Raw genomic sequence first — 26983 nt, 5'->3', positions numbered from 1 at the left:
AGCAGGGAATTAGCGATAAGCTCCTGGTCATAATGCTCCGGGAACCAACAGAACGCCTACTTCGTGCATTCGGCAAGATGTCCGCTTGTCTTACAAGCGAATCTTGCCCGCTGATGCCTCGGAACTCGGCGCGGGGAGCTGAAGGCAGAAAACGACCCTTTGTTGAACGTGAAAATGATCATAGTGATGAATGGAAATAACAACAAAAGCCGGGTGGTCAACTTCCGGATGACGCCACAGGAATATGCCCGGATGGAAAGTAAATGGAAGCGTACGACCTGCCGAAAACTCAGTGATTTTATACGGCACCGGGTATTGGATAAACCCCTGGTAAGCACCCATCGGAACCGCTCGCTGGATGACTTTATGGCAGAGATGGCTCTTCTCCGCAAAGAGCTGAACAGCATCGGTGTCAACTTTAATCAGGCAGTGCACAAACTCCATATGGCAGACACACCAACGGAGTTAAAAATGTGGCTCCGTGTCTTCCAGAAAGACCGGCAGATCCTGCTTGACCAGGTGGAAAAAATCAAGCTAAAAATCTACTCAATAGCGGACGAATGGTTGCAGTAATCAAGACCGGAAAATCCCTGCACCGGCCCTTTAATTATAATGAAAATAAAGTGGCTGAAGGGAAGGCGAAATGCATCGCAGCGGCAGGTTATCCCAAGGACCTGGAGGACCTTACCCTGAGCAACAAATTGAACCTTCTCCTGCGGCATGCTGAACTCCACAGAAGAGCGCCAAGGAGCGCCGTGCACATCTCCCTGAATTTCGACCCATCGGAGAATCTGCGGTTTGATCTGAAGAAAAAAACCGGGCAGGATGAACTTACCCGAATTGCAGCAGACTACATGGATGCTATCGGCTTCGGCGGACAACCCTATTTGGTATACCAGCACTTTGATGCCGGCCATCCGCACATCCACATCGTCAGTGTAAAAATCCGGACGGACGGTACGCGCATTGACATGCAGAACATCGGGAAATTAAAATCGGAACCCGCGCGGCTCAACCTCGAAAAAAAATATAACCTGGTGCCTGCCGAAGATAGCAAAAGGAAGAAGACTTACCAGCTCAAGCCCGTTAATGCCGCTAAAGTCAGCTACGGCAAAAGTGAAACAAGGCGGGCTATTGGCAACGTCCTGGAAAATGTCCTGGGTACCTACCGCTATGCCAACCTCCCTCAGCTGAATGCCCTCCTCCGCCAGTATAATGTGTGCGCGGAAAGGGGAAGCGAAGACTCGCGTGTGTTCAGGACCGGAGGGCTTTATTATCGCGTGCTAAATGATGAAGGGGAGCCGGTAGGTGTTCCCATCAAGGCCAGCTCTTTTCACCATATGTCCCCCATCCCTGGTCTTGAAAACCAGAGGCCTACCCTGCAGTACCTGGAAATGCAGTTTACGAGGAACCGGGTACCCTCTCTCAAATACCGGACAACACTCAAAAACACGATTGACCTGACTTTCTTAAAGCATCCTGTTGGGAACTCCCTGCAGCACCTGCTCGATAACTTAAAAAGCCAGGGGGTGGATACCGTGTTGCGGAGAAATGAGGAAGGCAGAGTCTACGGTATTACCTATGTGGATCACCGAAACAAATGTGTATTCAACGGCAGTGAGTTGGGCAAAGCATATGGCACCGCCGGTATCCTGCAACGTCTGGAAGAGCAGGGCCAGCAGGAAAGGACATCTTTTAAACCTATGACCTTGGAACAATTGCGTCAGGACAGCGGTAAACAAACGCCACCACTCCATACTCCTCTCTCGCCGGAAACTCCGGGTCATGACCCGCATATTCCCCAGGGTTTAGGATTATTAATGGACCAACTGCTCAGACCCGAGGACACGTATGACCCGATCCCTTATGAGCATCGCCTGGGGCGGAAGCGGAAAAAAAGAAGGAAAAAAAGAACGGACAATAATCAATAAATATTCAGTGATATGGGCATGCAGACAGGCGAGAATGATCAGGCATTGCGGAAGATTCTGGACATGACCAGGCTCATCGCCATAACTATTCTTTGTATACACTTTTACTACTATTGCTATGGGGCCTTTTATACGTGGGGGATCTATTCCTCGTTTACGGATCAACTGCTGGGCAATATCGCCGCAACGGGACTGCTGCGGAATTTTCACCTGAGCAAATGTTGGGCACTGGGATTCCTCCTGATTTCCCTGCTTGGTGCCAAGGGACGGAAAAACGAAAAGATCAACAGCCGGACCGCTGTAGCTTACCTGATCACCGGTATACTTATCTATTTTGTTACCTTCCCCATTCTTTATCTTTCCTGGTCACCGGTTCACCTTGCAATGGCCTACATGTCAATGGTTACGATAGGATTTCTCCTCATCCTTTCTGGAGGAACGTTATTGACCCGCATCATTAAGGATAAACTGGAGGGCGATATTTTCAACAGGGATAATGAAACCTTCCCACAGGAAGAGCGGTACCTGGCAAATGAATATTCCATCAACCTTCCGGCCCGTTACAACCTGAAGGGAAAAATCCGTTCCTCCTGGATTAACTACGTGGCCATTTTCCGGGCCATCCTCGTACAGGGAAGCCAAGGTTCCGGCAAAACGGCCTTTGTTATCCGCCATATCATTAGCCAACTACTTGCCAAACCCCAACCTTTTACGATGCTGATCTATGATTTCAAGTTCCCGGACCTTTCCAGGATTGCTTATAACCACTTTCTTAAAAATAGGCACCGCTACAAGAAAAAGGCGGAATGCATATTTATAAATTTCGATGACCTTTCCCGCAGTCACCGGGGTAATGTCTTCGATCCCTTGGGTATGACGGACCTAACGGATGCCTCAGAGTCAGCCCGTACTATCTTACTGGGTTTAAATACGGAATGGAAAAAAAATAAACAGGGTGACTTCTTTGTCGAATCAGCTATAAATTTTGTGACGGCCATCATCTGGTTTCTGCGGCAATACCGCAACGGACGTTTCTGCACCCTCCCGCATGTGATTGAACTTATGCAACTGGATTACAACAGCCTCTTCACCTTGCTCCGCTCTGAAGCCGGACGTGAAGTGGGCACCTTGGTGAATCCCTTCATAAATGCCTATCTAGCGGACGTAATGGAACAGTTGGAAGGTCAAATTGCCAGTGCCAAAATCGCACTGGCCAGATTGTCCTCCCCTGCTCTATATTATATCCTGAGTGGAAATGATTTCAGTTTGGATATCAACAATCCGGAAGCTCCTAAAATTATCTGCTTTGGGAATAATCCCCAGAAGATTTTGACCTATGGCGCCGTCCTGTCCCTCTATGTGAACCGCCTGCTCAAAATTGTAAATCAAAAGGGTAAACTTCCCTGCGCCCTCATATTTGACGAGTTCCCCACCTTAACAGTGGACATCATACCCACCATCAGTTGCGGAAGGTCGAATTTCATATCAGTTGTGCTGGGTATCCAGGATGAATCACAGCTACGCCGGGACTATGGAAAGGAACAAGCGGATGTCATCATGAATACCATCGGAAATGTGGTTTCCGGACAGGTTGCCGGCGAAAGTGCCAAACATCTTTCGGAGCGGATCGGCAAGATTATGCAGGACCGGCAGAGCATGAGTATTAATTCCGGAGACACTTCCATCAGTAAGAACAAGCAACTGGAATATGCCGTACCGGCCTCTAAGATCGCTTCGCTATCCAGTGGCGAATTCGTCGGTATGGTATCCGATACCCCGCAGCAAAAGATCGACCTCAAAGCTTTCCACTGTGAGATCGTCAATGACTGGGAAGCCATTAATGCGGAGGAAAAAAACTATGCTGAAATTCCGGTAATACGACAGGTGGACCGGCAGATGGTACAGCGCAATTTTGAACATATCAAACAGGACATTCAGGACATTGTACAGTCGGAAATCGAGGCTATGCTAAATGATCCTTCCAAGGCCCATCTCGTCATACGGAAATAATGACCTTTTATTAAAATGAAATGAAAGGGTACAAACCCTTAAAAAACGAAACCATATGAGCAATACAGAAAATGAAAAAAACAGGCAGATAGAGCCTTTGGACTATCCGCTCCTACTGAGCATGGCAACGGAAACGCTGTACGAGGTACTTGGCTATATCACACACCAGGAAATTGCTGAGACCGAAAAAACGGAACCTGACCAGCAAAAACTCCTCAGCCTGCGAGAACTATCCGAAGAGGTGAATTCGCTCCTGGCTTACCAGCACCTATTCCAATCCCCTGAAACCCTAAAGGAGATCCATGAAAAGTACAGCGTGTTACTGAAAAACCGTGAAGATTAAACAGATGGTGCAATGAATGAGGAGCTTGAAAAATTAAAAAGGGCTTATGCCCTCAGTACGGAGCGACATAACCAGCTTTTTCAACACATAATCCGAAAGTTCACATTCGGGAAAGAGCCGGTAGCTAAACCCCGAGCGGTAATGATCGGTGCTCAGCCGGGCGCCGGCAAAACATCTCTACAATGCCTGGCCTCAACGGAACTACTTCAGAATGCCGTCATCTGCAATCCGGATCACCTCCGTAGTTTCCATCCCGTCGCAGGGGAAATACTGCAGCGCCATGAGAAGTATTTTACCGAGTTAACAAATGACTGCGCCCGCCAGTGGAACCTGGACCTGGTACGGCACTGCCGCAGGAATAACCTGAACTACATTCATGAATCAACGTTCAACTTTGGCGATGAACTTAACCGTACTATCCGGGCTACCAAACGATCCGGATTTGAAGTTGAAATTAAAATCCTCGCAGTAGACGCTAAACTCAGTCGCCTGGGAATCCATTTGCGCTATGAGGAAATGAAACGCCTAAATGGCGTGGCCAGGAATGTACCCATGGACTTTCATGATCTGCGCTTTATGGGACTTCCGCCAGCTATTAAAAAAGTGCATGAGGCCGGTATTTATGATGATCTTAATATCTACGCAAGAAGTATCGTGCTGGACGGACCACAACTGACAAACGGTCTTACCCTTGTTGCACGTAATACGACCGATCCTTTTGGGGTGTATATGAATGAGGTGAACCGGCCATGGTCTCAAAATCTGACCCAATATTTTCATGAAAAATGCGACAGGGTGCTTCACCTCATGGGGGAACGTAATGCCCCGCAAATGGAGATAGATGCCTTTAAAAGGAATGTCGGAATTGCGGAAACGTCAAAGAGAAGGGTACGTATACATGTTTGATCAGCAGAGCCAACTTAGGGTAGTGGCAAGGCTAAAAGGCTTTCCTCTTTTGGGCGATCATTCTACCAAAATAGCTGGGAAATAATCTCCGAAATAGATGAATATGAAAAAACAACATCAAATTGTCAATGGTAGCGAGATTCTAAAAAAGTACTCGTTGGACCATGAGCGAATCAGAGGAGAGATAGACGGCATATACGATAAGCGGTATGTGGTCAGGGAAGTACCCATCTGGCTCTTACGGGAAAAAGATCCGGAGCTGGATGCTTGGTTCCGTAATCCCCTGCGGCGCCGGGAAGATGAAGTCTTGCCCATTTCTGCCCCGAAACCAGGCCACCTTGCCCCGATCCTTATTGGCACTAAAAACGTCAATGGTCAACAGCACGAAGACGCCGTAATTGACGGGTTTTATCGTATAGCCTATGCGCTGATCACCGGAAAAGAGGCCATTCAGGCCTATGTCCCTGAAAATTGCAGCTTGATGTCCGAGGCCATACAATTTCAGCAACGGTTAAAGGTAGAGCCGGAACAAAAAACTGTGCCCGGCGAAAAGATCGCCAGGGAAATCCTTGACCGCCACTCCAAAGGCTGGGAAGCTGACCCCCATGTTGGTGATACCCTGAACTATGCGGCTGTTTCATCGAGGAACTATGTCCTACGGGAAGTGCCCATCAGCTTATTACGCAAACAGGATGTTGATCTCGACAATTACCTGAAAAATCCTGCAGTAAAGGAAAATATTACGCCCCTTTATCCTGGGTATACCCCCATTCTTATTGGTACAAAAAGATATGGAGGGCCTGATATTCCTGACTCGGTCATAGATGGCTTCGCCCGGACAGCCAGCGCATTCCATTCAGGACTTAAAACAATCAAGGCCTTTATTCCGGAGGATAGTCCGCTAATCCGGAAAATATTAAGCAGGAGCAAAAGATTGAAACTATGAGCAGACATGGATTGTCGCCGGTTCGTCAACTGTAAAGCCTCTGAAATAGAAAATGAGCTTTTATTCGGGCTGCAGGATAATGTCTACAATATGGTTAGGACTACCCATAATCCGGATTCCTAAATCGGCTGATCAAATTCTGTGAGGGATATAATTCCTGAAAATTCCCAACAGCCATAAATCGCTGATCTGATGCAGGTTCTTTCCAGGTACACTTTAAATAGGTTTTACTCCCCACAAAATATCTCTGGTATGCCAGCGTCGCTTAAACTATAATCCAATACCCGGGGTAGCTTCATCGCATTCTACCTGGTTCAGAAATGGTAACTCGCTGGAGAAACGGTCCTCTGCAAGTCTGATTGGAGCCTTCTTTCTCATCAATTGAATTGTTAATCAACTGATAGTTAACTGTTTCATGAAGGCTAACACTTCTTTTTTAATTCTTGTTTTAAAGCATTTTTGGCATCGCCGGATACACAAAAGTCGATATTTCCCTGTACTTGAATATCACAGTGAGAGAATGGACTGTTCAAGCACTTATCAACTTTAATCTTCCCACTGCATTGGATGCATAATGCAGTGGCCCCATCTGGTGTGTGGACCCAGATCGTATTTCCTTCCGGCGTAAACTGGAGGGTAGCAACGGGAATCTGAATGTCCGTTTGAAGACTCAGCGGTACAATCCCCTTATGGTTTTCGTGAAATTTTTCAGGATCTAGGTATACGCGAACCCCATCTTTGGCCTCTATCAAGGCATCCTCCAGGATAAGTTCGGGAAGAACTCCATCATAATCCTCTTCTGGCCAGCCGCATTCTACAATGACATGTAGCTTTTTGGTAGTATTAGATTTCAAAGTATAAGTTTCAGGTGAAGGTATAGAAATTCCGGTAAAGTTAAATGCCATGAGTATGTCCTATCATACATCATTCGACAAAAAACAAAGTTGACTATCCGTAAATCCCCCTTTCTGAAATGAAGTTAAAACTGAAATGCCATCCACCTTTTGAATCCCAGGTTGTTCCAATGCTTATCTTTGATAATGGAGCTATCTGCAGGATTTCTAACCTACTCGATTCGCTTCCATCCTTTTTGTAACCGATCAATCTCAATTCTACAAGGAAGGGAGTTTCTTTGTGCGTATTCACCAATACAATTAATTCATCCGGAAAATCGATCTGCTTAGAATTTATCGGAATTTTGTGGTCATCAAACCGCAGAATGCAGGCACGTAGGCCGGCCATTACTCGATACTCTTGAAACCGCTGCGCTGCAAAATCAATATCCTCATTGCTCACCGGTAAAATTTGGCCAAACCCCTCAGGAAGTGGCAATAACTGTTCATCTGTATGTGTTTCCACGGCTAGTTATTTTAGGTAAAGTATTTGTAAGATAGAGCAATTCAAAAAACACTAATAATTTGAAAGCCTTTAATTACAAGACTTAAAATGGTTACGGGAAATCGTTGAAAGAAAATTTCCAAAGCTGGCTGTCAACCAATTGGAATGTTGTCATAAGTTAATATGTCGGTCACTTCGCCACGTAGTCTAGCTTGCCTTTTTTGAAAATAAACCAAATATTTATATAATAACAATTTTATTAATACGCTAGATGCTTTTTATGAGCTAATCGCTGTTACCCTATCTGCGCAGTTCTCTCTATTTCATATAATTTGGATCTAGAAATTTAACCTGAACGTGTATATGTAATGGTCATACAGGGCTACGAGCGTTTTATTGAACACCCGAAAAGCGGTGAGCTTTTTATCTCCTAAATGAGGAAGATAAAAACTGAAATGGTAGCTGCCGTCTTCCAGAGAATACACATCAATGGCCGACACTTTATCGAACTCCGACTTCCTTTCATTATTGGCCATGAGCTTTGAATTGACGTATACCCACTTGCCATCCATACAGCTCAGGCGGTTCACCACCCCTCCGGGGGAGCTAAGCGTTTGCTTGTCTTCGGAAGCCACCGAGGCCACCTTGATATGGGCATGGCTTACGGTATCAATGGTCCTTCCCTTGTATTGTATACTCAGGTTGGTATCCAGGCACAGGAACTGATTGCGGTAGTAGTATACATACACCAGCCTAGCTGTGCCGGGATCATAATGCAGTACCCCGTCCGTGCAAAAAACACCGTCTATCTGCTTCTCCAGCACCGGTGTTCGGGGCTGGAGCCACCCCGTATGCAGGGTGCGCTTGGCCAGTATGTTCTGCTGGCTGGCACTATCGTACATGCGCATTACGAAAGAGGCCGGGGATATCGGGCTGGCGTTGTAGAACTGCCGCCGCGCTTCCGGCAGGCGTTGTAGCGACAGGTCCGGCATCGAGGCGTGTAGTAGCTGTCCCTGGATACCTACTGTCATGTACACATCCGGCGAGTCGATCACCACCATGGCGGGAGCAATGATATCTTTGACCTGTTTCATGTCCAGGCGGATATGCGAAGTGTCTGACAGAGAATAATCCGTTTTGAATACATAGGTGGGCGCCACGGAATTACCGAGGTAAATGTGGGTAGGCGTGGCGCCGGCTATGTAGAAGGAATTATACTTAATATTCAGGATCTTTTCTGGCGTAGCCATGTGCGGCGGCACCAGGCGGATAAAGCCATTGGGCCGGTGATTGATCTTATCGGATGCAACATACAACAGCCATACGGTAGCAATACTGAGGAGAAAGCCGCACAAGGTCAATCCTATCCTGCTCCTGTGCTGCCGGAGCGAGCGAAATAGAAGGATGAACATAATGCAAATAGTTTACAACGTGTTGTACTGTTAAAAGCATAAAGCGTGTTTGATCCGTTGAGGAAGTGGGATAATCCCCAAAATTAGTGTTTGCAGCAGTGGTGTCGGTTAATTGGATGTTAACCGAAAAAATATAGATGACACTGCGGGACCCGGCGGGGAGTTGGTCAAGCATTTTAGTCAGCTTCTTCAGGTGGACAAACTTTCCTTTCCGTGAGCAGCTTAAATTGATAATACCAATCGTCTCCGGGCTCATTGGCCCTGCCCAGCATTACCTTACCCCCTGGCTTGATCGTGAACTCGGCCAGCACCAGCCTGTTGACTCCGTGAAGATGGATACATTGGACAGAGATAGTTACACTGACCCAAACCTCTTCGTCCGTATTCAGTACGTACTGCAGCTGCTCAAAATAATCCAAAAGGTCCACCATAGAACTGATGCCTGCCTGAGCATAACAGATGATACAGGCAGGTATGGTCTCCTGGTTATGGCGGAGCCCTTGCCACTCCTTTATCCAAATGAAATCGCTCCTCTCACATGGAGCCTCCATTCCGAATCCCGAAGGTAATGGAGCTGGCGAATCCGGGGTGTTTGACGTCTGTGACATGCTGATCAATCTCCTGAAGCAAGTTAGCCTCACCTACTGGCACCTTATGTTAATCTCATGTTAAAACACTTGAAATCAACAAGTAATATAGCCTTCATTTTTTATATAAATACAATCAAAATGAAAATCTCCGCTCCCAACCTCTTTTTGTAAATTTTAGCTATCCCGCTTCCGGCGGAGCATTCAACCTTCTTTTTACTCATTTAAACTTATGCATTATGAACCAAACGCTGCTGACGAAGTTTTCTCCTTACTATCCGAGAGAGAACCGTATCAACCCGCATGTTAAAATCCTGGACACCAGCACCAATGCCTGGATCAAAGGGTACCATTGTCTTTCCGAACAGGTAAAGCAAAAGGTTAAAAATGCCAATTATGGCATCCTTACAGCGCAGATTTTTCCGGACACCGCCTGCAATATCCTGCTGCCGATTGCCCGGTGGATGTTATGGGCTTTCGTCTACGATGATCTGTATGGCCCATTCCCGAAAGATGAGCTGGATCTTGTCTGTAAGAAATGTCTCTCTATACTTCAGGGTTCTCGTCCTCTGAAGGGAGACAATGTCTTTTTCCGGGAACTGGCAGATATCCGTGACGAGCTGACCCCTATCAGCACGCCGGAATGGATGGAGCGCTTCACCGCGAGCCACCGGCATTATTTCGAAGGTCTCATGCTGGATGAATTCAGCTACAAGCAGGACATCAGCTACCCATCCTCCGAGCAGTACCTTTTCATCCGGGAGAGACTGATCGGGGGGAATATGGTATGCGACCTGCTGGAGCTTGTAGATGGCATCCTACCCCTAGAGTTATTACTTCACCCGTACATACAGCGATTGCGCCAATTGGCTGGCAGGCTAATGATATATGACAACGACCTCTTCTCTTATAAAAAGGAACTACAGGAAAAGGAAGCAATGAACCTGGTGCTGATCCTGGCCTCCGAAAGAAAAATCTCCATGGATCAAGCTATACAGGAAGTATTCGAAATCCGACGGTCTGATTTTGATGAACTGCTCTCCTATGAGGAGGCAATACCTGAATTTGGGAGTTACAATAACTTAGTACGCAACTATTTGAGAAATGTCCTGATCTTATTACAGGGACAGCTTGAATGGTACCTACATCAATCCCTGAGGTACTAAATTTTAACGAATGATTATTCCCCGGGTCAGCTAAAAGTACTATCTTTTAGCTGACCCTCAAATTGAGAAGATGCCAAGAAATGATACCCGGCTTCCCAAGGAAGTTTACCTCAAGTTATGCCTCCATATTGCCCTGTTTTCATTATCAGGAGGAATGTTAGCCGCCTACCTGATGCAGATGAAATCGGTATTCTATGTCGAGCTTGCGATCAGCCTCTATTTCCTGTCCGTACCTTTCCTTACCAAGTGGATCGGTTTGTATCCCTCTTTTACCATATCATACATCGTGCTATGTGCGGCGCTCATCTTCTGGGGTATCATCATCGGACCAGTGGCACAGATACATATCCTGCTTGCCTTCCTGGTCGGGCTTGCTTGGTACGTCCTTCAACATCCCCTTGCCAAATGGTCCGTTGTGGGATTTGATATCGCCATGCTGTTCTTCCTGGAACTTGCCTATTACAAGGAATGGTTCCAACCGGTGGCTATTCCAGCTGATGTGACCATGTATCTGCGTTGGATTATTATTTGCGTGGGCGCAGCGCTGAGCATCGCTATCATGGACCTCTACCACACCCGCTGGACTAACAAAAGGGTGAAGCAAGCCAACTATTTCAAAGATCTTTTCATCTATCAGGTCACACACGATCTCCGTACCCACCTTAATTCGATTTATTACATTGCTAAGCTTACGAAAAGATCTTTGGCGCGTGGTCCTAACAAAAAGGAAATAGAAGCTTATAACGAGCTGCTCTTTACTGCCGTCGGGAACGCCAGTCAGATTACAAACAATGTATTGGATATAGGTGCCATTGAGGCAGGAAAAATGCAAACGCTGCAGGAAGTAACCCTTATTCTTACCGATTTCCTCGATAACCTAATTCGTTCCCAACAAGTAACTGCACAAACACGGGGAATTCGAATGTTGTTGGCCCGCGATCCACAATTGCCACGGGTTATCGTTACTGACTCTTTTAAACTCCAGCAAATCTTGATCAACCTGCTGAACAATGCAATAAAATATGCTTATAAACATAGTACGGTAATGGTGGATGTAAATCGCTCCATTCCTCAGAACTGGACTATTTCAGTTACTAATTCCGGGGCAGGCATTCCAGCCGACAAGCAGGAAGCTATCTTCGATAGCTTTGTCACAAATAAACCTGCTATCACCGAAGGTACTGGACTGGGCCTGTACATAGTTGCCAAAATGGTCCGCGTACTTGGAGGTACGGTACAGGTTAAGAGTAACCCGAACGCCGAAACCACTTTTACCATAAACCTGCCATTAAAAGAAGGTGATCCGCAGGATATTCCGCCCCAAATAGATGACCTCCAGATTGATCTTGGCAATATCCGTGTATTGATCGCCGATGACAATGAGATGAACAATATGCTATTCTCCAAATACCTGGAAATGAGCGGCTGTATCGTAAACAGTGCCTCCAATGGCCGGGAGGTTCTGGACATATTGGCTCATGAAACTCCACCTGACATCATCCTATTAGACCACCAGATGCCCGAAATGGACGGAGAGGAAACCTTACTGCGCCTTAAAAAATCGCAGCAGTTAAAGAATATTCCAGTTATCATCTGTACCGGAAGCATGGAGCATGAGAAATCGCTGCGTCGTGCCGGAGCTGAGGCAGTTTTGATCAAACCAGTGCAGCAGCAGGAATTATTCAAGGTCATACGGCAATATGTGCAATAGCGGCATTGTATATACCATGTCAAAACGGACGCACCACCGTCGCCTTCATACTCAGCATCTATAAATCGGGGTTAAATTTTGGTGCAATGTAATGGAATCGCTGGGGGACGCTTCTTATAAACAACACCAATGTAAAACAAAGTGTGCAACTGAAATTCCAGTTTGTCAACTGTTTCTCCCGGCTTATCGGACATATACAACATCCCTTCATAACGAATCCCATGGAAGAAGAACTTTTCCTCTTTCACATCGAGTCTCATGTAAATGCCGGTATCTAGCGATAGTAAATCGTCGGAAGATATTTTCTTCATAAAAACAGTGTCCCCCCGTTCGAGAAAATGGGTAGTACATTTTTCATCTACAATCGTGTAAAAAGGATATTCGGCGAAAATATCGATTACCGGGACTTTATAGCCATCATCCTCCAGCAACAACCACCATTCCTCTTTATCACTTACCGACTCTAACCTCAACCTTTTATCGGTTGAAATTATTTTCTTCAACCGAAAGATAATTACTTCCGCCGTCCGATAGTAAAGCGCGCACTCATCGCCCCAGATCAATAGTACAACTTCCCTTTTCCGTACGATCCAATTCTTATGCGCAATTAAATGGCGAAGCACAACAAACTCCCTGTCAGTCAATTGGATTTCCAACTGGTCCGGGCTAGTTAAAACTTTATCGCTAACATGCAGTTTGAACTTTCCAATTTCTATTTCAGAGTCCATCCTGATTTTTTTCAATTCAGTAATAAGTCTCCGTGGGAATATCTTTATTAACGACAATCGCTACCCCACTGTGGGATTTGACATAATAGGCCCGGTACTTTCTTCTGACATATAAAAAGGCGGTATTAAAATCACTTGATTTCTTCCCATTTACCTTTGTATAATACTGATCCTTAATTGCACTATATCGAACTGTTCCACTATCTGATTCGACCAGGGCTTTTCGAAATATTTGCTCAATATCCCTACACATTACAAGTAACTCCGAAGATCTTATACGACGCCGGCCATTACCTTGCCTGCCTTCTTCCGATCTCCGCGTCCTTAAGACATATCCAGATTTCCTTTCAAAATAGATTTCTATGCCTGTAGTTAGCAGCAGGTGTCTGATATTACTCAAAGTAACCTTGAAGGTATTGCTTTCCATATAGCAACCATTTGCATTCAGCATTGGCCTGATAGTATCCCAATTTAAATGTTCTTCCGGCCTCGAAAAAAATATGGACAGGATTGTAGCATAGGTAGGTGATAAATAAACGATTGTTCCATCACGCTTCTTCAATAACGGAGGATCTAGACAAAGTCCTTTGTATTGTATTGCTCCTCCATACCTCCAATTATTTGCTTCGTCCAACTGTATAAGCTGATAGCCATACCCGGAAATAGTATCGAGCCGCAATACCGGTATGTGTTTCAAAGTGCGGCGGATTCTGCACACCCACCCTCGCAACCCTTCACGGTTTCTTCGATTGTCAACTTTTTCCAATTGATTTAAAATTTGATTTGCCGTAATGATCTTCCCTTTGCGGGAATACAACGCGTTGAATATCGCCAGTTCAATCCGGGTAAAATGCCCAAGCGGCTTCCCTTGAAAAAATAGTAATCCATCCGCCTGAATGTCATAGGCGCCAATTTTTATGGGAGCAATTCTTAAATTATGCGATTTCCTGTGCAGAAACATCTTATGTAAACTTGTATCCATACGTCATGCTCATTACCACACCTTTCGATCAAAGAAAATTGCAGAGCCGCCGAACGGCCCTGCATAGAACAATGGTCGGGCAATACATCCAGCTGACCCAAACTTCCCATTTAAATCACAATTTGAGAAACACCCTGATTGCTGCCTCGGTGAATTACTTTTAAACCATTGTCCATGTCCCCCTGGGGTTTATTCAAGGGAAAAAATGACAATCCTTTACATTAATATCTGGATAGCTGCACAACTTTTACGTGCAGAATGACCCGATCATTAGGTTCCCTAGATACAAGACAAATGAAATGCAATTTGGGGTGGGGTAAAAACTAATATTTTTTCCATCTCCTGCACTCGTCTTTCCAAAACGCTATCTTCAATACTGTATATCAACTAATTATATATAACACAATCTAAATAATGATCACCTATATATGGAATAACCACTCCGTTTTAGTGAGGAATGATATCCCCGTCCTCAAAAATGGACTGGAGCATCATTGAAAAGTGAAAAGTAAAAAAGAGAAAGCTATTAAACTGAACTCTGAATGGCCATACCCCTCCTCAGAATCTGTAATTTTCATCAACGCGCTATAGTAGAGCTGCAAACGTCGTTCCGGGTACCTCCACGTCCCATAGGAGTTCCTGAATTCCTCTACGATCTCTAGCTCCCTCTTCCTGTCAGCTCCTTCAACCAGATCAATATCAGCTAAACAGCAAATTAACCTGCTGATCATTTTAAAATCATAGAGCACATCATGCGCTTGGAGTTCCTCTATATCAAGTTGTTCAAGCCGCATTAAAATGGCCTGGCCATGATCACAGAAGAAATCTTCAATAGACTCCTTCGATCTCCCGCTAAATAAGGCCTTAACCTGCTCCAGAACCAGATTCTTCCTCATTACTTCGGAACATTTATCAGTCGAACTTAGTTTTGGGATTTGTGACTCGCCGGGCCAAAGATGTCCTCTTCAAAAATTAATCTTACCAGCCGGTAAAAGTTATACTCAAAAAAAGAAAAGGCCATTTTCCCAAATCTTGAATATTCACCATTGTTGGCATCACCTATCTCCTTAAGTATATCAAAATATATTTTCAAATGATCATTCAGTCCCTGCCATGTACCATAGTGCTCTGTTATCTCCCGCACAACTTCCACTCGCTCCTTCACCGCGTCATACGCTTTACCATTGATTTCCGCAATTATATTGATCAGTCGGGCAATCATTTTAAAATCATATAGTACATTGCTGCTCTTCAGTACTCCTAAATTCATGTCAGAATCCGCCAGTAGGATTGATTCTGCGTAATAGCAAAAAAAGTCCTCAACGGCTTCCCTGGACAGTCCATTGACCAGCGAGGAAACCTGACCGAAAATCTCCGCCGCATTTTTACCGTACATATAAGTCAAACATTGTTTTCTTTAGATCATAGAATGACAGAATCATTCTCCTTAATTGCCTGGTAGTGAAGATGAACTCCGCGCAATGAAAAGTCCCCCAGTCGGGCACGTATTTACCGAATTCTATAAAGGAAAAATATTCCCGCAGCACCTATCGACTTCCTCGCGGCCAATAGCCTCTGTTAGCCCTCTATTTGTTTCATGTAGTCTTTAAGCACGAATGTACAACCAGAAGATATCGTCGATAGCTTGGCAGGTATACTTTCCGTAAAATCCCTCACTCTCAAAATCTGCTCTCTCGTAAGCGTGTCCATCGATTCAGCATTTAATTTTCATTGCGACAAGTAATTTCAAGACCTTCAACAAACTGGAAAATGCCGCTGATATAACTGCAAAGCGCCTTCATGCACCTTTGTAGCTCGCACTCCGCTTCGTCTCTTTCAACTGCTTGTTTTATGATCTGGCTGTAAAGTCTCATTTTTCCAAGGGCATCATCCCGGTCATAACTTGCTACCAGGTTCTGCTTTGCGATGAGGAGCTTCTTCAATTTAAGGGGATCTTTATTAATCGACGGATGGGCAGACAGATTGAGCACCTCAGCAATCTGCTTGAAAAGAAAAATGAAGTTTGAACGCTCACAACCGGTCCAGGCATCTGCCACCTCGCTGTAAATAACGACGCATGCACATTCCCATAAAAGATCAACCGAATTTTCGGCGCTAAGCTTACTGATGCCTCCAACCATCGAACCACAATTTGCACTACCTTAAATGATTCCTGAAATCCGCCGGTAAATAGGCACCATATTGGCGATTCAGGTAATCGCTGAACATGATGAGTATCTGCTTGCATCCAATAACGAAATGCATGTCCTGCCCCCCTTCCGAAAGTTGTACTGGCACCTTAGGAACGCCAGGGTATACCATCCTGAAATACCTAGCCAAACTGATCTCACCTTCCTCACATATTTTTGCACGAAAATAGCCTCCCATATTACTCATGCGGTAATGGATGTCCTGTTGTATAGTACCTGGTAAGGGCTGCGGAGGAAATAGTTCTGTCAAGCTGACGTTAATTGCATGCTCATTCCCCGACTCCTGGGAGAAAAGCAGATTCTCATGGTTCATAAGCTGTTTTTTTGAAACAGAAATCAAAAAGATGATCGCTTTAGTGGCTGGCAGATCAGTGCGGGATAAACGATGACCATGGAATATATAGCCAGACGTCTTCTCGCAATAAAACCTGCAATTTCATTTTGAGGGAATGCATGTATAAGACAAATGAATCGGAAAATGGGGTGGGGTACGATAAAAATATTATTCCGGCATAAGGCTTCTTACCTCCGATGGATACCGATCCTAATGGTATCTCCTTTTATATCATATTCAATATTTCCTTCAACGCTCTTTAAATTGTTCAGGAAGAACTCAGGGCCATGATGCCTATCCAACACGCCCGTGTAACGCTTTTCCCTTAGATTTGGATCACATTCTACTTTAACTGCAAACCACCGTTCCATGACAGAAATAATCTTCTCCAAGGGCTGTTCATCGAACGAATATATACCATTTCTCCAGGATAGGACATCGGCGGCATCGAAAGGCCATACGGATATCCCTTGATCGGATTGAAGCACCGCCAGCTCACCCGGCTTGATGACCTTTTCCTCCTGGACGGAGGTTAGTCGAACGGCACCCTGTATAAGCGCCACCCTGACAGCCCCCGAATCATAGGTATTGACATTGAAACTCGTCCCTAAAACCTGGATCGAGCCACCCGAAGTGCGGACAATAAATGGACGGCCTTCATTTCGCCTGACCTCAATGAATGCTTCTCCTTCAATGGCTATTTCACGTTTCTCGCTGAAGAGAAATGGGAAGGTAATCTTGGTCATGGAATTAAGGTGTACCACCGTGCTGTCTTCTAGCACCACTTTATAAGTCTCTCCTGCAGGAACAAATAAAGTATTGTTTGCCTGTGATCCAGACGCTGCCCTAAAGTTTAACGACAGGCTGTCTTCCTCTAACGTTGCCGCCCAAATATCGATCCGATCCGACATTCCGTGTGGCAAGGCAACACGCTCTCCATTTGCCAATTGTAGAACCACAGCACCTTCTGCTGGATCAACCCGTGCCACTTTTTCATCTTTATTGAGAAAGAGCATGGCCGAAACTACGACTACTAAGGAGAAAACGACCGCAGCCATTGCATACCCCCTTCTTCTCTTTTTCTCCTTCTCACCAATACCTTTCAACAGCGTTTGATAAGACTGTTCTTTTTCTTCATCGGATAATAGAAAGTTCCGATCACCGTGCATCGCCTGTAGATCTTCGTAAATCTCCCTTGCCTCCGGATATTGCTGAATCATCTCCTGTATGTACGCATCCTCCTGCCCATTGCTTGCGCCCGCCAGTTGCTTCTTTACAAGGTCGAAAAAATAATCTTCTCTATAGTTCATTTTAGGTGGATAAGCTTTTCCCTTATTCGCTGCAGGGTGCTTTTCATGATCGATTTAAATGTGTTTCTGCTGATGTTCATCTCCGCCGCGCTTTCCGCATAACTTTTATTATGGGTGAAGACTAAATGGAAGGCCAGGCGCCAGCGCTCCGGTAGATCCATCAGGGCCTCATTTATATATTCTCTGATCTGAAAATCTTCTGAGAAATGAGGATCTTCGCGGACCGGCTCACTTGCCTGGACCCGGTCCACGACGGTACGCTCGGTTTTCTTCCGGTTAATGATATTCAGACAGGTATTCTTACAGGCTCTTGTAAGGTACCATAGAACGTTCTCGATTTCCAGGCTCCCTCCTTTGAACCATAGGTTCATAAAAACGTCATGGGCAACGTCTCTTGCTTTTTCCCGATCATCCAGAAGGCGATGTGCCTGCCAAAATATACTGCCATAGTACCTATCGTAGATTATTTTGAAAATTTCCTGCCGACTTGCTAAATCTTCATTGAAGTTCTCCGATGTCATGAAAGTGCTTGGTTGGTTTGGTAATCAGTTTCTTAAAGTTAGAGCTTATAGCTACTTTATGAACTTCAGATTACCAAAATAACACGTTTGTGTTATCTCAAGCCCAACCTACCGAAAGTGCAGGTTACCTTCCACGTCATAATAATATTCCACCTGGCTCACGTTCCGTACATCCTCAAGAAAGGCGCTCAGAGGGCGGTTCATATCCAACATACCGGTATAGTGGTAACTGGCGGATTCAGGTGTATCGAAAATAACTTTCACACGGTACTCCCTGGCAATAATTCCGCTCAGTTCCTGGAGGGTCTTATACCGGAAATGGTAGTTCTGCTGTTCAATGGGTACAATGCGATAGTTTTTACCTACCGCAAAAAGCAAACCGGCAGCGCACAGGATAGCGATCACGGCAATAGAAGCCATTGCAAGCCGGTTCCTTTTTCTCCCCAAGATTGGATCTATTCCATATGTGTCCCGAAAATCCTCCATAAGCATACAGGCATCGCTATTTCGCTGGAGCTCAGCCCGAATGTATCGATCTTCCTCCCGGGTCGTCCTTCCTTCTTTGTAATAATGTAGCAGGCGAATAAAATTCTCATGGTCAAATGCCGGAGGGGTCTTTCTTAGCCGGCTTAGAAAAGGGATATGCATCTTAAAACTCACATTTTATAATAATAAATGGATGTAAGGCCAATTCAATCTTCGCATTTTCAACGCCAGATTTTAAAGAATGGGGCCGTCCAACCTACGGCCCCCACCGGTACACTATTGTAATAGCCAATATCAAAACCCGAGTGTGCTTCGATCAAAGCTATCATATAGCAATGACCGGTGATATCAATTCTGAACTTTATATTAGCTCATTCCGCACACCATCAGGGTGCTAAAACGAGATCATCTACCTCATAAATCGATAATTCCTGACTTCTCATTATCTTTCTCACTCTCCGGAACCTATACCGCAAAAGAGAATCTGCTCACGCTGCAGTATCTTTAACAAAATTGAGGTTGAGCCAGGAATGGCTCTCCCCGTTTTTAATTGTTCTTAAATTTTTAGCCATGCAAAAGAGGAGCTAATCCCTCCCTTGCGTATCCGGCACCAGCTAATTTACCCACAACTGCTGCCGAATTTGGCCGCTAATCAAACCAGCAGACCAAAAGAAGTCCGCCGTTTATAATGCTAAAGTCTAGTAAAAGACTTTCTATTGGTGAAAACGATCTTATCGATGTCCGTGACCAAAATCTAAAAAACTATCACTGACCGAGTGATATTCTGAACTCTTACTTAGGTCGAAATAATGGGAAAATTGTCCTAGTGGAAAGAAGGAAATTTCAAAAAGAGGTACTATTTTGACGTTATTTAAAATGGAGGGTGCTATCAGCGGTAAAATAGTAGTCAATCTGCATGGTTAGTTTCAGATTTTCAAGAAACGAGTTTAGCGGTTTGTTGCGGTTAAATACGCCGGTGAACCGTTTTGTACCGATGGTTTTATTGTCAATTATGGTTTCTACTCCCGCCCTTATAGGCAGTACTTTTGCGATCTGCTCAAGCGTGGCATCTTGGAAATAGTACTTTCCCTTTATCCAGCCGGTAACTTCCTCTACATCAAATTTATGCGTGCTGATGCCTTCATGTGTCGAATAAACGGCCCGCATTCCGGGTTTCAATGCCACTAGCTTTTCGGCCACCTTCAATTGCACGGCACCGTTTACCAAAGCAACCTGAAGCCGTTCGGCATCATAGGAATTGATATTGAATTCGGTGCCCAGTACCTGAATGGTTACCTCGTCTGCCTGGTCCTGGGATTCTCCCCTCAGGTGCACAATAAAAGGTCTTTCTGCATTCTGAGCAATCTTCAAATACGCCTCGCCTTTTATAGTGACTTCACGGTTTTCTCCAAATGCAAATGGAAACTGAAGAGTCGTAGCGGAATTCAGTTGAATTTCACTGCCGTCCGCCAATCTCACCTGATAGGTCATCCCTTTGGGAACATGGAGTGTGTTGACGCTGAACTGCCGTTCCTCTCCGGTTGAAGTGACCGAACCTGGTGTATAGCTCAATCTATTGTTGTTGTTCTGTAATAAAACCTCATCCGTTTTGATATCGCCTCCTTGTGTGGAAAGGTTCACTGTAGCGCCTGATGCGGTTGTCAGGGAAATTCCCTTACCTCCAAAGGATTCCGTTCCCGTACCAGGCTTACCGCTATTATTATAAACGAAAATCCCCACCATCATTACCACAACTGCTGCAGCGGCGATAGAGCTCCACCGTGCAACTCGCTTGAACCGCCTTTTTTGGGAAATTACTTTTAGCTCACTCAAATCCGCCCAGGCCACCTCCTTCTCCAATCTATTGAAATTATCATCAATATCATCCGAATACCGGCTCCGCAGCTCTTCATACAAGGCCCTCACCCCCTCGTCCTCTCTCATCATCTGCTCCAGCTCCTGCTCTTCCTCCGGTTCGATATGCCCAGTCAGCTTTCTGGTTATCAATTCATGGATATATTGATCATTTTGCATAGTGTAAAGTCGAAATTCAGCTAAATCTGTCCTATTTTAGAGCAGATCTTTTTTAAGCAAGGTACGGAGAAGTTTGTGGGCGTTTGTCAGGTGATTTTTAACAGTACTTGGGCTTACATTTAATTTCGCCGCAATTTCATTGCGCTTTAGATAATGAAAGTGTGAAAGTGTAAGAACCTTTGCCGATTGGTCTGGAATAAGCTTTATCGCAGAGCTTAACCTTAATTCCAGATCTTTATTCTCTAAACGTTGGGTTGGTAACTGAATTTTGTCAATACACTTCTTGAAGTCCTCCAAGTGGCCTGAAACTACTTTCTTTTTTCTGAGGCGATCCATACAGCGATAGTAAATCGCTTTGTGGAGATAACCTCTTATCGCTTTTGGATCGTGAATGTTTTTGAATTGCTTTTTTTCTAAGAATTCGATAAAAACATCCTGAACTAAATCTTGACTTTCCATCGTGCTTCCCGGCCCCAAAATGGACTCCGCTGCCAACATCAACCATTTGCGATTGGCAGTATATAAAGCTGTTAAGGCCTCTTCCTTACCCAGTTTTAAGTCTTCAAAATAATCCAGTTCGTTGGACATCTCCATAAATTCTAAATGAAAATCACATAAACAATCACCTCTTTAATGCTCTGAGGGAGAAGAAATAGTAGGTTAACCAAACATGACAAACTTAGAAAAACGGTTGCGAAAATTAAAACATTAACCGTAAAATTTAAACATTTTCTAATAGTAAAACGTTTTATGAAGGAAATCGCCCAGTTTTGATCGCCTATACATTTGTAACAAGAGTATCAGTCATTTCCCCCAAAAATACTATTGACATTATCATTTCTCAGTATTTTGTGATCGACAAAACGTTCACATCTTCCATACAAAGTATTTGACCTTCCTAAATTTACTGATAACATTTCGTTCAGAATGCTAATCACATGTTAATGCAATTGTGAATCTGGTGTTAATAGTATTTTAACCGCTGAGATAGGTGTACCACTTGTGTTATTTTGAAAAAAATATTAGGTTAAACTAGGACATATCATTTTGAGATTCGACCTATAATCAAAAACAGTTTGCTATATGCAAATATGAGAATGCAATATGAAATGTTAACCCTACTAATTAATCAACTCTAAAACTAAAACTACAATGAGGCAAAAGCTACACACAAGAGTTCGAAGCGCCATTCGGCAAAAGCTTCTACTTGCAATGCTTCTGGCATCCCTATGCGCTATGGGACAAGCGCAGGCTACAACAGCCGAGAGACAAGGAAGGAAACTGCTGACGCTGTCGGCTACACGAATTACACTGAATGACGTATTCCGAGTAATCCGAAAACAAACGGGAATGAATGTCTCATTCAGCACGACTTCAACTGAAATAAACATTTTAGAAAAAGTAGATGTGCGGTTTAACAAAACTCCTCTGGAGGATGTAATGAAAACGCTATTAAAAAATAGACCCGACCTTTACTTCGAATTTAAGGACGAGAACATTCTTATTCTCAAAGACGAAACCGCAAAAAAAAACTCCTCCCCTTCCCCAGTTCGAAGTGATACTTCATCGACAGTCTTTGCCCTTCGCGGCAAAGTAACCGATGCAGCTGGAAACCCAATTCCCGGAGCAACTGTAATAGTTAAAGGAACCCAGTTAGGTGCATCAACAGATGGTGATGGAGATTTCACTTTACCTGGTGTACGCAATGGTCAGCTACTACAGGTTAGAAGTGTAGGATACGAAACCAGAGAAATTCCTATATCCGGAAAATCAATTAAAGTTCTCCTCCCTCTGGATATGCAGAGTCTTGATGAAACAGTAGTGATTGCTTACGGCACAACAACCAGGCGTTTAAATACTGGGAATATAAGCAGCGTAAAGGCAGAAGAAATAGAGAGACAACCAGTCAGCAACCCACTACTTGCATTACAAGGTAGGGTGCCCGGACTCATGATACAACAGTCCAGCGGGTTATCAGGAGGAGGAATAACAATTCAGATCCAAGGCCAAAACAGTATCCGTAATGGGAATGATCCGTTTTATGTTATCGACGGAGTGCCATATTCATCCCAACTATTACCCAATTTAGGTACGATGCTGGGGACTACTCAATCAGGTCAATTTTCTGGAACAAATGGCAATCCGCTCAGTTTTATCAACCCAGCCGATATTGAAAGCATTGAGATATTAAAGGATGCAGATGCAACCGCCATCTATGGCTCAAGAGCTGCCAATGGAGCCATTTTAATAACAACAAAGAAAGGAAAAGCAGGACGCACCAACGTAAATGTAAATATCCAGAATGGATTTGGCCGTGTCAACCGTAAGTTAGATGTAATGAATACTCAGCAATATTTAGAAATGAGACATGAAGCACTCAGAAATGATGGCATCACAGCTCCTTCAGCAACAGATTATGATTTAAACGGCCTTTGGGATACTACTAGAAACACAAATTGGCAAAATGAATTAATCGGCGGAACTTCACAATATACCGATGTTCAAGCTAGTGTCTCCGGAGGTAATAATAATCTACAATTTTTAGTTGGAACGGGATATCACCAAGAAACAACAGTATTTCCTGGAAACTTTGACGACAAAAAGGGTTCCCTTCATTTTAATATTAGTAATACTTCAAATAACGAGAAATTTCGCTTACAATTGTCCGGAAGCTATCTAATAGATAATAATCAACTTCCAAATGAAGATTTAACGTTTCAAGCAATAACACTTTCTCCCGTTGCGCCTGCTTTATACAATTCAGATGGCAGTTTAAATTGGATGCCCGATGCAACAGGTACGAGTACGTTCTACAATCCTCTTCGTTATACATTGAATAGATATAAAAACAAAACCCATAATCTAATCAGTAATATATTACTAAGCTATCAAATTGTACCTGGGTTGGAAATCAAAAGTAGTTTTGGTTACACTAATTTGCAAACAAAGGAAACAAAGACATTCCCACTAACCCAACATAAACCAGAAAATCGCCCTTTCGAATTAAGGGCTGCAGGATATCAGGACAACAAAATTAGTTCATGGGTTGCCGAGCCACAGATCCATTATAAGCGCCCCCTTGCGAAAGGACAATTGGAAATTTTGATAGGAGCTACCATTCAACAAAATAACAGCAGTGGACTTGAGCTATCAGCGTCCGGTTTTAACAGCGACATTGTACTAGAGGACATAAAAGCTGCTTCAGATGTCCAAGTTATATCTACACCGTTTGCCGTATACAAATACAATGCGCTGTTTAGTCGGATCAACTATAACTTACAGAACAAATATATTATAAATCTAACTGGAAGGAGAGATGGAAGTTCAAGGTTTGGTCCAGAAAATCAGTTTCACAACTTTGGCGCCATTGGAGCCGCTTGGATATTCTCTGAAGAAACGTTCTTCAAAAATAAGTTAAGCTTAATAAGTTTTGGGAAGTTGCGAGGAAGTTACGGCACTACAGGAAGCGATCAAATAGGCGATTATCAATTCATGAACCGTTATATCCCGATTAATACAGGTATTCCCTATCAAGGTATCTCTGCCCTTACAGTTAATGGTCTAACGAACCCCTACTTGCAATGGGAAGAAACCAAAAAACTGCAAATTGGATTGGATATTGGAATATTTAGAGACAGAGTTCTTCTAAATTCGAACTACTATCATAACCGTTCATCAAATCAGTTACTTGTTTACTCCTTACCAATTGTTACAGGATTTAATGTCATTACGAAGAATTTACCAGCTACAATACAAAATTCGGGTTGGGAATTCTCCTTAAGCACAACGAATATTAAATCAAGTGACTTTATCTGGACCAGTAATTTCAACCTAACTTTTCAGGACAACCAACTAGTCGAATTTCCCAACTTAGAAAATTCAGCGGCGTATAGAAACACGTACATAGTAGGCGAACCGATTACATCCAAAAAATTATATAGCTTTATCGGTGTTGACCCAGAATCCGGTCTATTCCAATTTGAGGATAATGACAAAATGCCAACATTTTATCCTCAAGACCCGGATGACAGAACCGTTTTAGTGAATACGTTACCGAAATATTATGGAGGTTTCCAAAATAGTTTTACATACAAAGGTTTTCAATTTGATGTGTTATTCCAATTTGTAAAACAGAATGCACAAAACTATGAATACGGAGTATTACCAGGATTATTCATGGGAGGCAATGGAAATCAACCTATCACTGTATTGGATAGATGGCAAAAACCTGGAGATAATGCCCTTAGTTTACGATATCATTCAGATTTTAGCTTGGTTCAAAATTTTAATTATATCTATGAAAGTAGTGCCGGTTGGTCTGATGCCTCCTTTATTAGGCTTAAAAATGCATCATTATCCTGGCAAATACCAGAAAAATGGCTTAATTCTATCCACTTGCAACGGGCTAGACTATATGTTCAAGGACAAAATCTATTGACATTAACGAATTACAAAGGATTAGATCCGGAAACCCGAAGCACGTCTTCTCTTCCTCCTTTAAGGGTGATCACGATGGGTGTTCAAGTAACTTTATAAGCCATTCTTTCTAATCAAATTATAAAACCTTAAACACTAGAAAATGAACCTTTTAAATAAAATACAACATAGATATACTCTATTAGCGTCACTCCTTTTATTACACGGGACATCTTGTAAAAAATTGGTTGAGGTAAATCCCCCAATAACCAGTATAAATTCCGAAAATGTTTGGAGTAGTGACGCAACCGCAATTTCCGTCTTAACAGGAATATATACCGACATAAGTAGGTGGGGAATTCTTTCAATAGGTCGAATAACAAGCCTTTCGGTATTTCCAGGTTTGTCGGCAGATGAATTCACGCTTTTTGAAGGCTCACCCAATCAAGCATACAATGCTTATTTCAAAAACTCATTATCCACTAGTACGGGTGGCTATGAATATTGGAGTAATATTTATCCGCTTATATTTAAATGTAATACTGCAATAGAAGGATTGAGCAGTTCAACTTCTTTAAGCCCAGCGATAAGACAGCAGTTATTGGGGGAAGCCAAATTTTTGCGAGCGTTCTTCTATTTCTACTTACTCAATTTATATGGAGATGCGCCTCTCGCATTGACATCTGATTACACAGAAAATTCTACGCTTTCGCGTGTTCCAAAGAGTCAACTGTATCAACAGATTACTTTAGATCTGACAGACGCTCAAAATTTGTTAGCTGATGGTTATATTTCAGGTGACGGAATAAGTACGACTGAAGAAAGGGTAAGGCCCAATAAATGGGCAGCAACAGCTTTGTTAGCAAGAGTTTTTTTATATACAGGAGAATATGCCAAAGCAGAATTACAGGCTACTGACCTAATTAATAATACATCGCAATACGGTCTAGAGTCACTTGACAATGTCTTTCTAAAAAACAGCAAGGAAGCTATATGGCAATTGCAGCCAGTAAATACAGGAAGGAACACAGAAGAAGGTTGGGCGTTTATCCTTCCATCCACCGGGCCCAATAATTCGCGACCTCTATATTTAAGTACTAGTCTCCTTCAGAACTTCGAAGTGGATGATCAGCGATTGGCAAGTTGGGTAAATAGCATAACTGTCAATGGAAATATTTTTCACTATCCTTACAAATATAAGAGCGCAGTATTAAATGATCCTGTTACAGAATACTCTACAGTATTACGTTTAGCTGAACAATACTTAATTCGGTCAGAAGCTCGGGCGCAATTGGATAAAATACCTGATTCAGTAGAAGATTTAAATCTAATACGTACAAGGGCTGGACTTTTAGGAACAACAGCTAATACGAAGGAAACGATACTAAAAGAAATCTTGCATGAAAAGCAAGTGGAACTGTTTTCAGAATGGGGACACCGTTGGCTTGACTTAAAAAGGACAAGCATGATAGATGAAATTATGAGTACTGAAACCGCTTTAAAAGGAGGTGTTTGGAATACCAATTGGCAACGCTACCCAATACCTCCTACTGACATAGCTACAAATCCAAATATGGTCCAAAATGAAGGATATTAAAGAATAAAATAATTA

General features: G+C 43.6%; 24 protein-coding genes. 10 read left to right on the top strand and 14 right to left on the bottom strand.

The genetic code is table 11. From position 1 onward, the window contains the following. The first annotated feature begins 174 nt into the window (after positions 1-174). The 6 genes from LX66_RS09270 (at position 175) to LX66_RS09245 (ending at position 6136) form a co-directional block, all read left to right on the top strand. Positions 175-573, top strand: a complete 399-nt coding sequence (locus LX66_RS09270) for a plasmid mobilization protein (protein ID WP_244620433.1) — start codon at positions 175-177, stop codon at positions 571-573. After that, entirely contained in the window at positions 561-1931 is a 1371-nt protein-coding gene (locus LX66_RS09265; RefSeq protein ID WP_145712240.1) for a relaxase/mobilization nuclease domain-containing protein, read from the top strand. The genes LX66_RS09270 and LX66_RS09265 overlap by 13 nt, the downstream gene beginning before the upstream one ends. 12 nt (positions 1932-1943) lie before the next feature. Further along, positions 1944-3941, top strand: coding sequence for a conjugal transfer protein MobC (gene mobC, locus LX66_RS09260; RefSeq protein WP_244620352.1), 1998 nt, complete (start codon positions 1944-1946; stop codon positions 3939-3941). Positions 3942-3996: 55 nt separating this feature from the next. Continuing rightward, positions 3997-4284: a hypothetical protein gene (locus LX66_RS09255; RefSeq protein WP_145712239.1), complete on the top strand. Its 288-nt coding sequence runs from the start codon at positions 3997-3999 to the stop codon at positions 4282-4284. Between the two features lie 12 nt (positions 4285-4296). Then, positions 4297-5190, top strand: a complete 894-nt coding sequence (locus tag LX66_RS09250) for a zeta toxin family protein (RefSeq protein ID WP_145712237.1) — start codon at positions 4297-4299, stop codon at positions 5188-5190. Positions 5191-5293: 103 nt separating this feature from the next. Next, complete coding sequence (locus tag LX66_RS09245) at positions 5294-6136, top strand: hypothetical protein (protein ID WP_145712236.1); 843 nt, start codon at positions 5294-5296, stop codon at positions 6134-6136. Positions 6137-6558: 422 nt separating this feature from the next. On the opposite strand, the gene LX66_RS09240 is transcribed toward LX66_RS09245, so the two are convergent. The 3 genes from LX66_RS09240 to LX66_RS09230 all read right to left on the bottom strand — a co-directional run bounded on the left by LX66_RS09240 (position 6559) and on the right by LX66_RS09230 (position 8886). Further along, positions 6559-7041 (bottom strand): hypothetical protein, encoded by a 483-nt coding sequence (locus tag LX66_RS09240; RefSeq protein WP_145712234.1) that lies wholly within the window; start codon positions 7039-7041, stop codon positions 6559-6561. Positions 7042-7084: 43 nt separating this feature from the next. Further along, positions 7085-7495, bottom strand: a complete 411-nt coding sequence (locus LX66_RS09235) for a hypothetical protein (protein WP_145712232.1) — start codon at positions 7493-7495, stop codon at positions 7085-7087. Between the two features lie 317 nt (positions 7496-7812). Next, positions 7813-8886 (bottom strand): hypothetical protein, encoded by a 1074-nt coding sequence (locus LX66_RS09230; protein WP_145712230.1) that lies wholly within the window; start codon positions 8884-8886, stop codon positions 7813-7815. 826 nt (positions 8887-9712) lie between these two features. On the opposite strand from LX66_RS09230, the gene LX66_RS09225 reads away from it, so the two are divergent. Next, on the top strand, positions 9713-10639 hold the full coding sequence (locus LX66_RS09225; RefSeq protein WP_145712228.1) for a terpene synthase family protein: 927 nt from the start codon (positions 9713-9715) through the stop codon (positions 10637-10639). A 70-nt stretch (positions 10640-10709) separates the two neighbouring features. Next, positions 10710-12350 carry an ATP-binding response regulator gene (locus LX66_RS09220; RefSeq protein ID WP_145712226.1) on the top strand — a complete coding sequence of 547 codons (1641 nt, stop codon included), beginning with the start codon at positions 10710-10712 and terminating at the stop codon, positions 12348-12350. Positions 12351-12421: 71 nt separating this feature from the next. Here LX66_RS09220 and LX66_RS09215 read toward each other — a convergent pair whose 3' ends face one another. The 11 genes from LX66_RS09215 to LX66_RS09165 all read right to left on the bottom strand — a co-directional run bounded on the left by LX66_RS09215 (position 12422) and on the right by LX66_RS09165 (position 21543). Then, positions 12422-13078: a helix-turn-helix domain-containing protein gene (locus LX66_RS09215; protein WP_145712224.1), complete on the bottom strand. Its 657-nt coding sequence runs from the start codon at positions 13076-13078 to the stop codon at positions 12422-12424. A gap of 16 nt (positions 13079-13094) precedes the next feature. After that, complete coding sequence (locus LX66_RS09210; protein ID WP_145712222.1) at positions 13095-14060, bottom strand: winged helix-turn-helix domain-containing protein; 966 nt, start codon at positions 14058-14060, stop codon at positions 13095-13097. A 491-nt stretch (positions 14061-14551) separates the two neighbouring features. Next, positions 14552-14956 carry a hypothetical protein gene (locus tag LX66_RS09205; RefSeq protein ID WP_145712220.1) on the bottom strand — a complete coding sequence of 135 codons (405 nt, stop codon included), beginning with the start codon at positions 14954-14956 and terminating at the stop codon, positions 14552-14554. Positions 14957-14982: 26 nt separating this feature from the next. Further along, the gene (locus tag LX66_RS09200; RefSeq protein WP_145712218.1) at positions 14983-15456 is read right to left on the bottom strand and encodes a hypothetical protein; all 474 of its coding nucleotides are present in this window, start codon (positions 15454-15456) and stop codon (positions 14983-14985) included. Between the two features lie 325 nt (positions 15457-15781). Beyond that, positions 15782-16201, bottom strand: a complete 420-nt coding sequence (locus tag LX66_RS09195) for a hypothetical protein (protein WP_145712216.1) — start codon at positions 16199-16201, stop codon at positions 15782-15784. 16 nt (positions 16202-16217) lie between these two features. Next, positions 16218-16583: a hypothetical protein gene (locus LX66_RS09190; RefSeq protein WP_145712214.1), complete on the bottom strand. Its 366-nt coding sequence runs from the start codon at positions 16581-16583 to the stop codon at positions 16218-16220. Positions 16584-16792: 209 nt separating this feature from the next. Continuing rightward, complete coding sequence (locus tag LX66_RS09185) at positions 16793-17914, bottom strand: FecR family protein (protein ID WP_145712212.1); 1122 nt, start codon at positions 17912-17914, stop codon at positions 16793-16795. Continuing rightward, positions 17911-18435, bottom strand: a complete 525-nt coding sequence (locus LX66_RS09180; RefSeq protein WP_145712209.1) for a sigma-70 family RNA polymerase sigma factor — start codon at positions 18433-18435, stop codon at positions 17911-17913. Before LX66_RS09180 ends, LX66_RS09185 begins: the two co-directional genes overlap by 4 nt. Positions 18436-18543: 108 nt before the next feature. After that, positions 18544-18855, bottom strand: a complete 312-nt coding sequence (locus tag LX66_RS09175; RefSeq protein WP_145712207.1) for a DUF4974 domain-containing protein — start codon at positions 18853-18855, stop codon at positions 18544-18546. 933 nt (positions 18856-19788) lie between these two features. Beyond that, positions 19789-20955 carry a FecR family protein gene (locus LX66_RS09170; protein WP_145712206.1) on the bottom strand — a complete coding sequence of 389 codons (1167 nt, stop codon included), beginning with the start codon at positions 20953-20955 and terminating at the stop codon, positions 19789-19791. Positions 20956-20991: 36 nt separating this feature from the next. Continuing rightward, positions 20992-21543, bottom strand: coding sequence for an RNA polymerase sigma factor (locus LX66_RS09165; protein ID WP_158642587.1), 552 nt, complete (start codon positions 21541-21543; stop codon positions 20992-20994). Between the two features lie 564 nt (positions 21544-22107). Between LX66_RS09165 and LX66_RS09160 the strand changes: the two genes are divergently transcribed. Both LX66_RS09160 and LX66_RS09155 read left to right on the top strand, forming a co-directional pair. Continuing rightward, positions 22108-25491 (top strand): SusC/RagA family TonB-linked outer membrane protein, encoded by a 3384-nt coding sequence (locus tag LX66_RS09160; protein WP_145712202.1) that lies wholly within the window; start codon positions 22108-22110, stop codon positions 25489-25491. 43 nt (positions 25492-25534) lie between these two features. After that, on the top strand, positions 25535-26968 hold the full coding sequence (locus LX66_RS09155) for a RagB/SusD family nutrient uptake outer membrane protein (RefSeq protein ID WP_145712200.1): 1434 nt from the start codon (positions 25535-25537) through the stop codon (positions 26966-26968). Positions 26969-26983 lie beyond the last annotated feature (15 nt).

This window comes from Chitinophaga japonensis (genome assembly GCF_007830125.1).
GTDB classification, from domain to species: Bacteria; Bacteroidota; Bacteroidia; order Chitinophagales; family Chitinophagaceae; genus Chitinophaga; species Chitinophaga japonensis.
The sequence above is the reverse complement of the archived record's forward strand: the minus strand, read 5'-3'. Positions and strand labels throughout refer to the sequence as shown.

What these genes read in the sequence shown, in the direction of transcription:
- LX66_RS09160 (WP_145712202.1), top strand. Translation starts at nt 22,108, where the DNA reads ATGAGGCAAAAGCTACACACAAGAGTTCGAAGCGCCATTCGGCAAAAG.
- LX66_RS09220 (WP_145712226.1), top strand. Translation starts at nt 10,710, where the DNA reads ATGCCAAGAAATGATACCCGGCTTCCCAAGGAAGTTTACCTCAAGTTA.
- LX66_RS09240 (WP_145712234.1), bottom strand. Translation starts at nt 7,041, where the DNA reads ATGGCATTTAACTTTACCGGAATTTCTATACCTTCACCTGAAACTTAT.
- LX66_RS09180 (WP_145712209.1), bottom strand. Translation starts at nt 18,435, where the DNA reads ATGACATCGGAGAACTTCAATGAAGATTTAGCAAGTCGGCAGGAAATT.
- LX66_RS09230 (WP_145712230.1), bottom strand. Translation starts at nt 8,886, where the DNA reads ATGTTCATCCTTCTATTTCGCTCGCTCCGGCAGCACAGGAGCAGGATA.
- LX66_RS09225 (WP_145712228.1), top strand. Translation starts at nt 9,713, where the DNA reads ATGAACCAAACGCTGCTGACGAAGTTTTCTCCTTACTATCCGAGAGAG.
- LX66_RS09195 (WP_145712216.1), bottom strand. Translation starts at nt 16,201, where the DNA reads ATGGTTGGAGGCATCAGTAAGCTTAGCGCCGAAAATTCGGTTGATCTT.
- LX66_RS09200 (WP_145712218.1), bottom strand. Translation starts at nt 15,456, where the DNA reads ATGTACGGTAAAAATGCGGCGGAGATTTTCGGTCAGGTTTCCTCGCTG.
- LX66_RS09165 (WP_158642587.1), bottom strand. Translation starts at nt 21,543, where the DNA reads ATGTCCAACGAACTGGATTATTTTGAAGACTTAAAACTGGGTAAGGAA.
- LX66_RS09205 (WP_145712220.1), bottom strand. Translation starts at nt 14,956, where the DNA reads ATGAGGAAGAATCTGGTTCTGGAGCAGGTTAAGGCCTTATTTAGCGGG.
- LX66_RS09210 (WP_145712222.1), bottom strand. Translation starts at nt 14,060, where the DNA reads ATGGATACAAGTTTACATAAGATGTTTCTGCACAGGAAATCGCATAAT.
- LX66_RS09245 (WP_145712236.1), top strand. Translation starts at nt 5,294, where the DNA reads ATGAAAAAACAACATCAAATTGTCAATGGTAGCGAGATTCTAAAAAAG.
- LX66_RS09265 (WP_145712240.1), top strand. Translation starts at nt 561, where the DNA reads ATGGTTGCAGTAATCAAGACCGGAAAATCCCTGCACCGGCCCTTTAAT.
- LX66_RS09250 (WP_145712237.1), top strand. Translation starts at nt 4,297, where the DNA reads ATGAATGAGGAGCTTGAAAAATTAAAAAGGGCTTATGCCCTCAGTACG.
- LX66_RS09215 (WP_145712224.1), bottom strand. Translation starts at nt 13,078, where the DNA reads ATGGACTCTGAAATAGAAATTGGAAAGTTCAAACTGCATGTTAGCGAT.
- LX66_RS09255 (WP_145712239.1), top strand. Translation starts at nt 3,997, where the DNA reads ATGAGCAATACAGAAAATGAAAAAAACAGGCAGATAGAGCCTTTGGAC.
- LX66_RS09185 (WP_145712212.1), bottom strand. Translation starts at nt 17,914, where the DNA reads ATGAACTATAGAGAAGATTATTTTTTCGACCTTGTAAAGAAGCAACTG.
- LX66_RS09190 (WP_145712214.1), bottom strand. Translation starts at nt 16,583, where the DNA reads ATGAACCATGAGAATCTGCTTTTCTCCCAGGAGTCGGGGAATGAGCAT.
- LX66_RS09155 (WP_145712200.1), top strand. Translation starts at nt 25,535, where the DNA reads ATGAACCTTTTAAATAAAATACAACATAGATATACTCTATTAGCGTCA.
- mobC (WP_244620352.1), top strand. Translation starts at nt 1,944, where the DNA reads ATGGGCATGCAGACAGGCGAGAATGATCAGGCATTGCGGAAGATTCTG.
- LX66_RS09170 (WP_145712206.1), bottom strand. Translation starts at nt 20,955, where the DNA reads ATGCAAAATGATCAATATATCCATGAATTGATAACCAGAAAGCTGACT.
- LX66_RS09270 (WP_244620433.1), top strand. Translation starts at nt 175, where the DNA reads ATGATCATAGTGATGAATGGAAATAACAACAAAAGCCGGGTGGTCAAC.
- LX66_RS09175 (WP_145712207.1), bottom strand. Translation starts at nt 18,855, where the DNA reads ATGGCTTCTATTGCCGTGATCGCTATCCTGTGCGCTGCCGGTTTGCTT.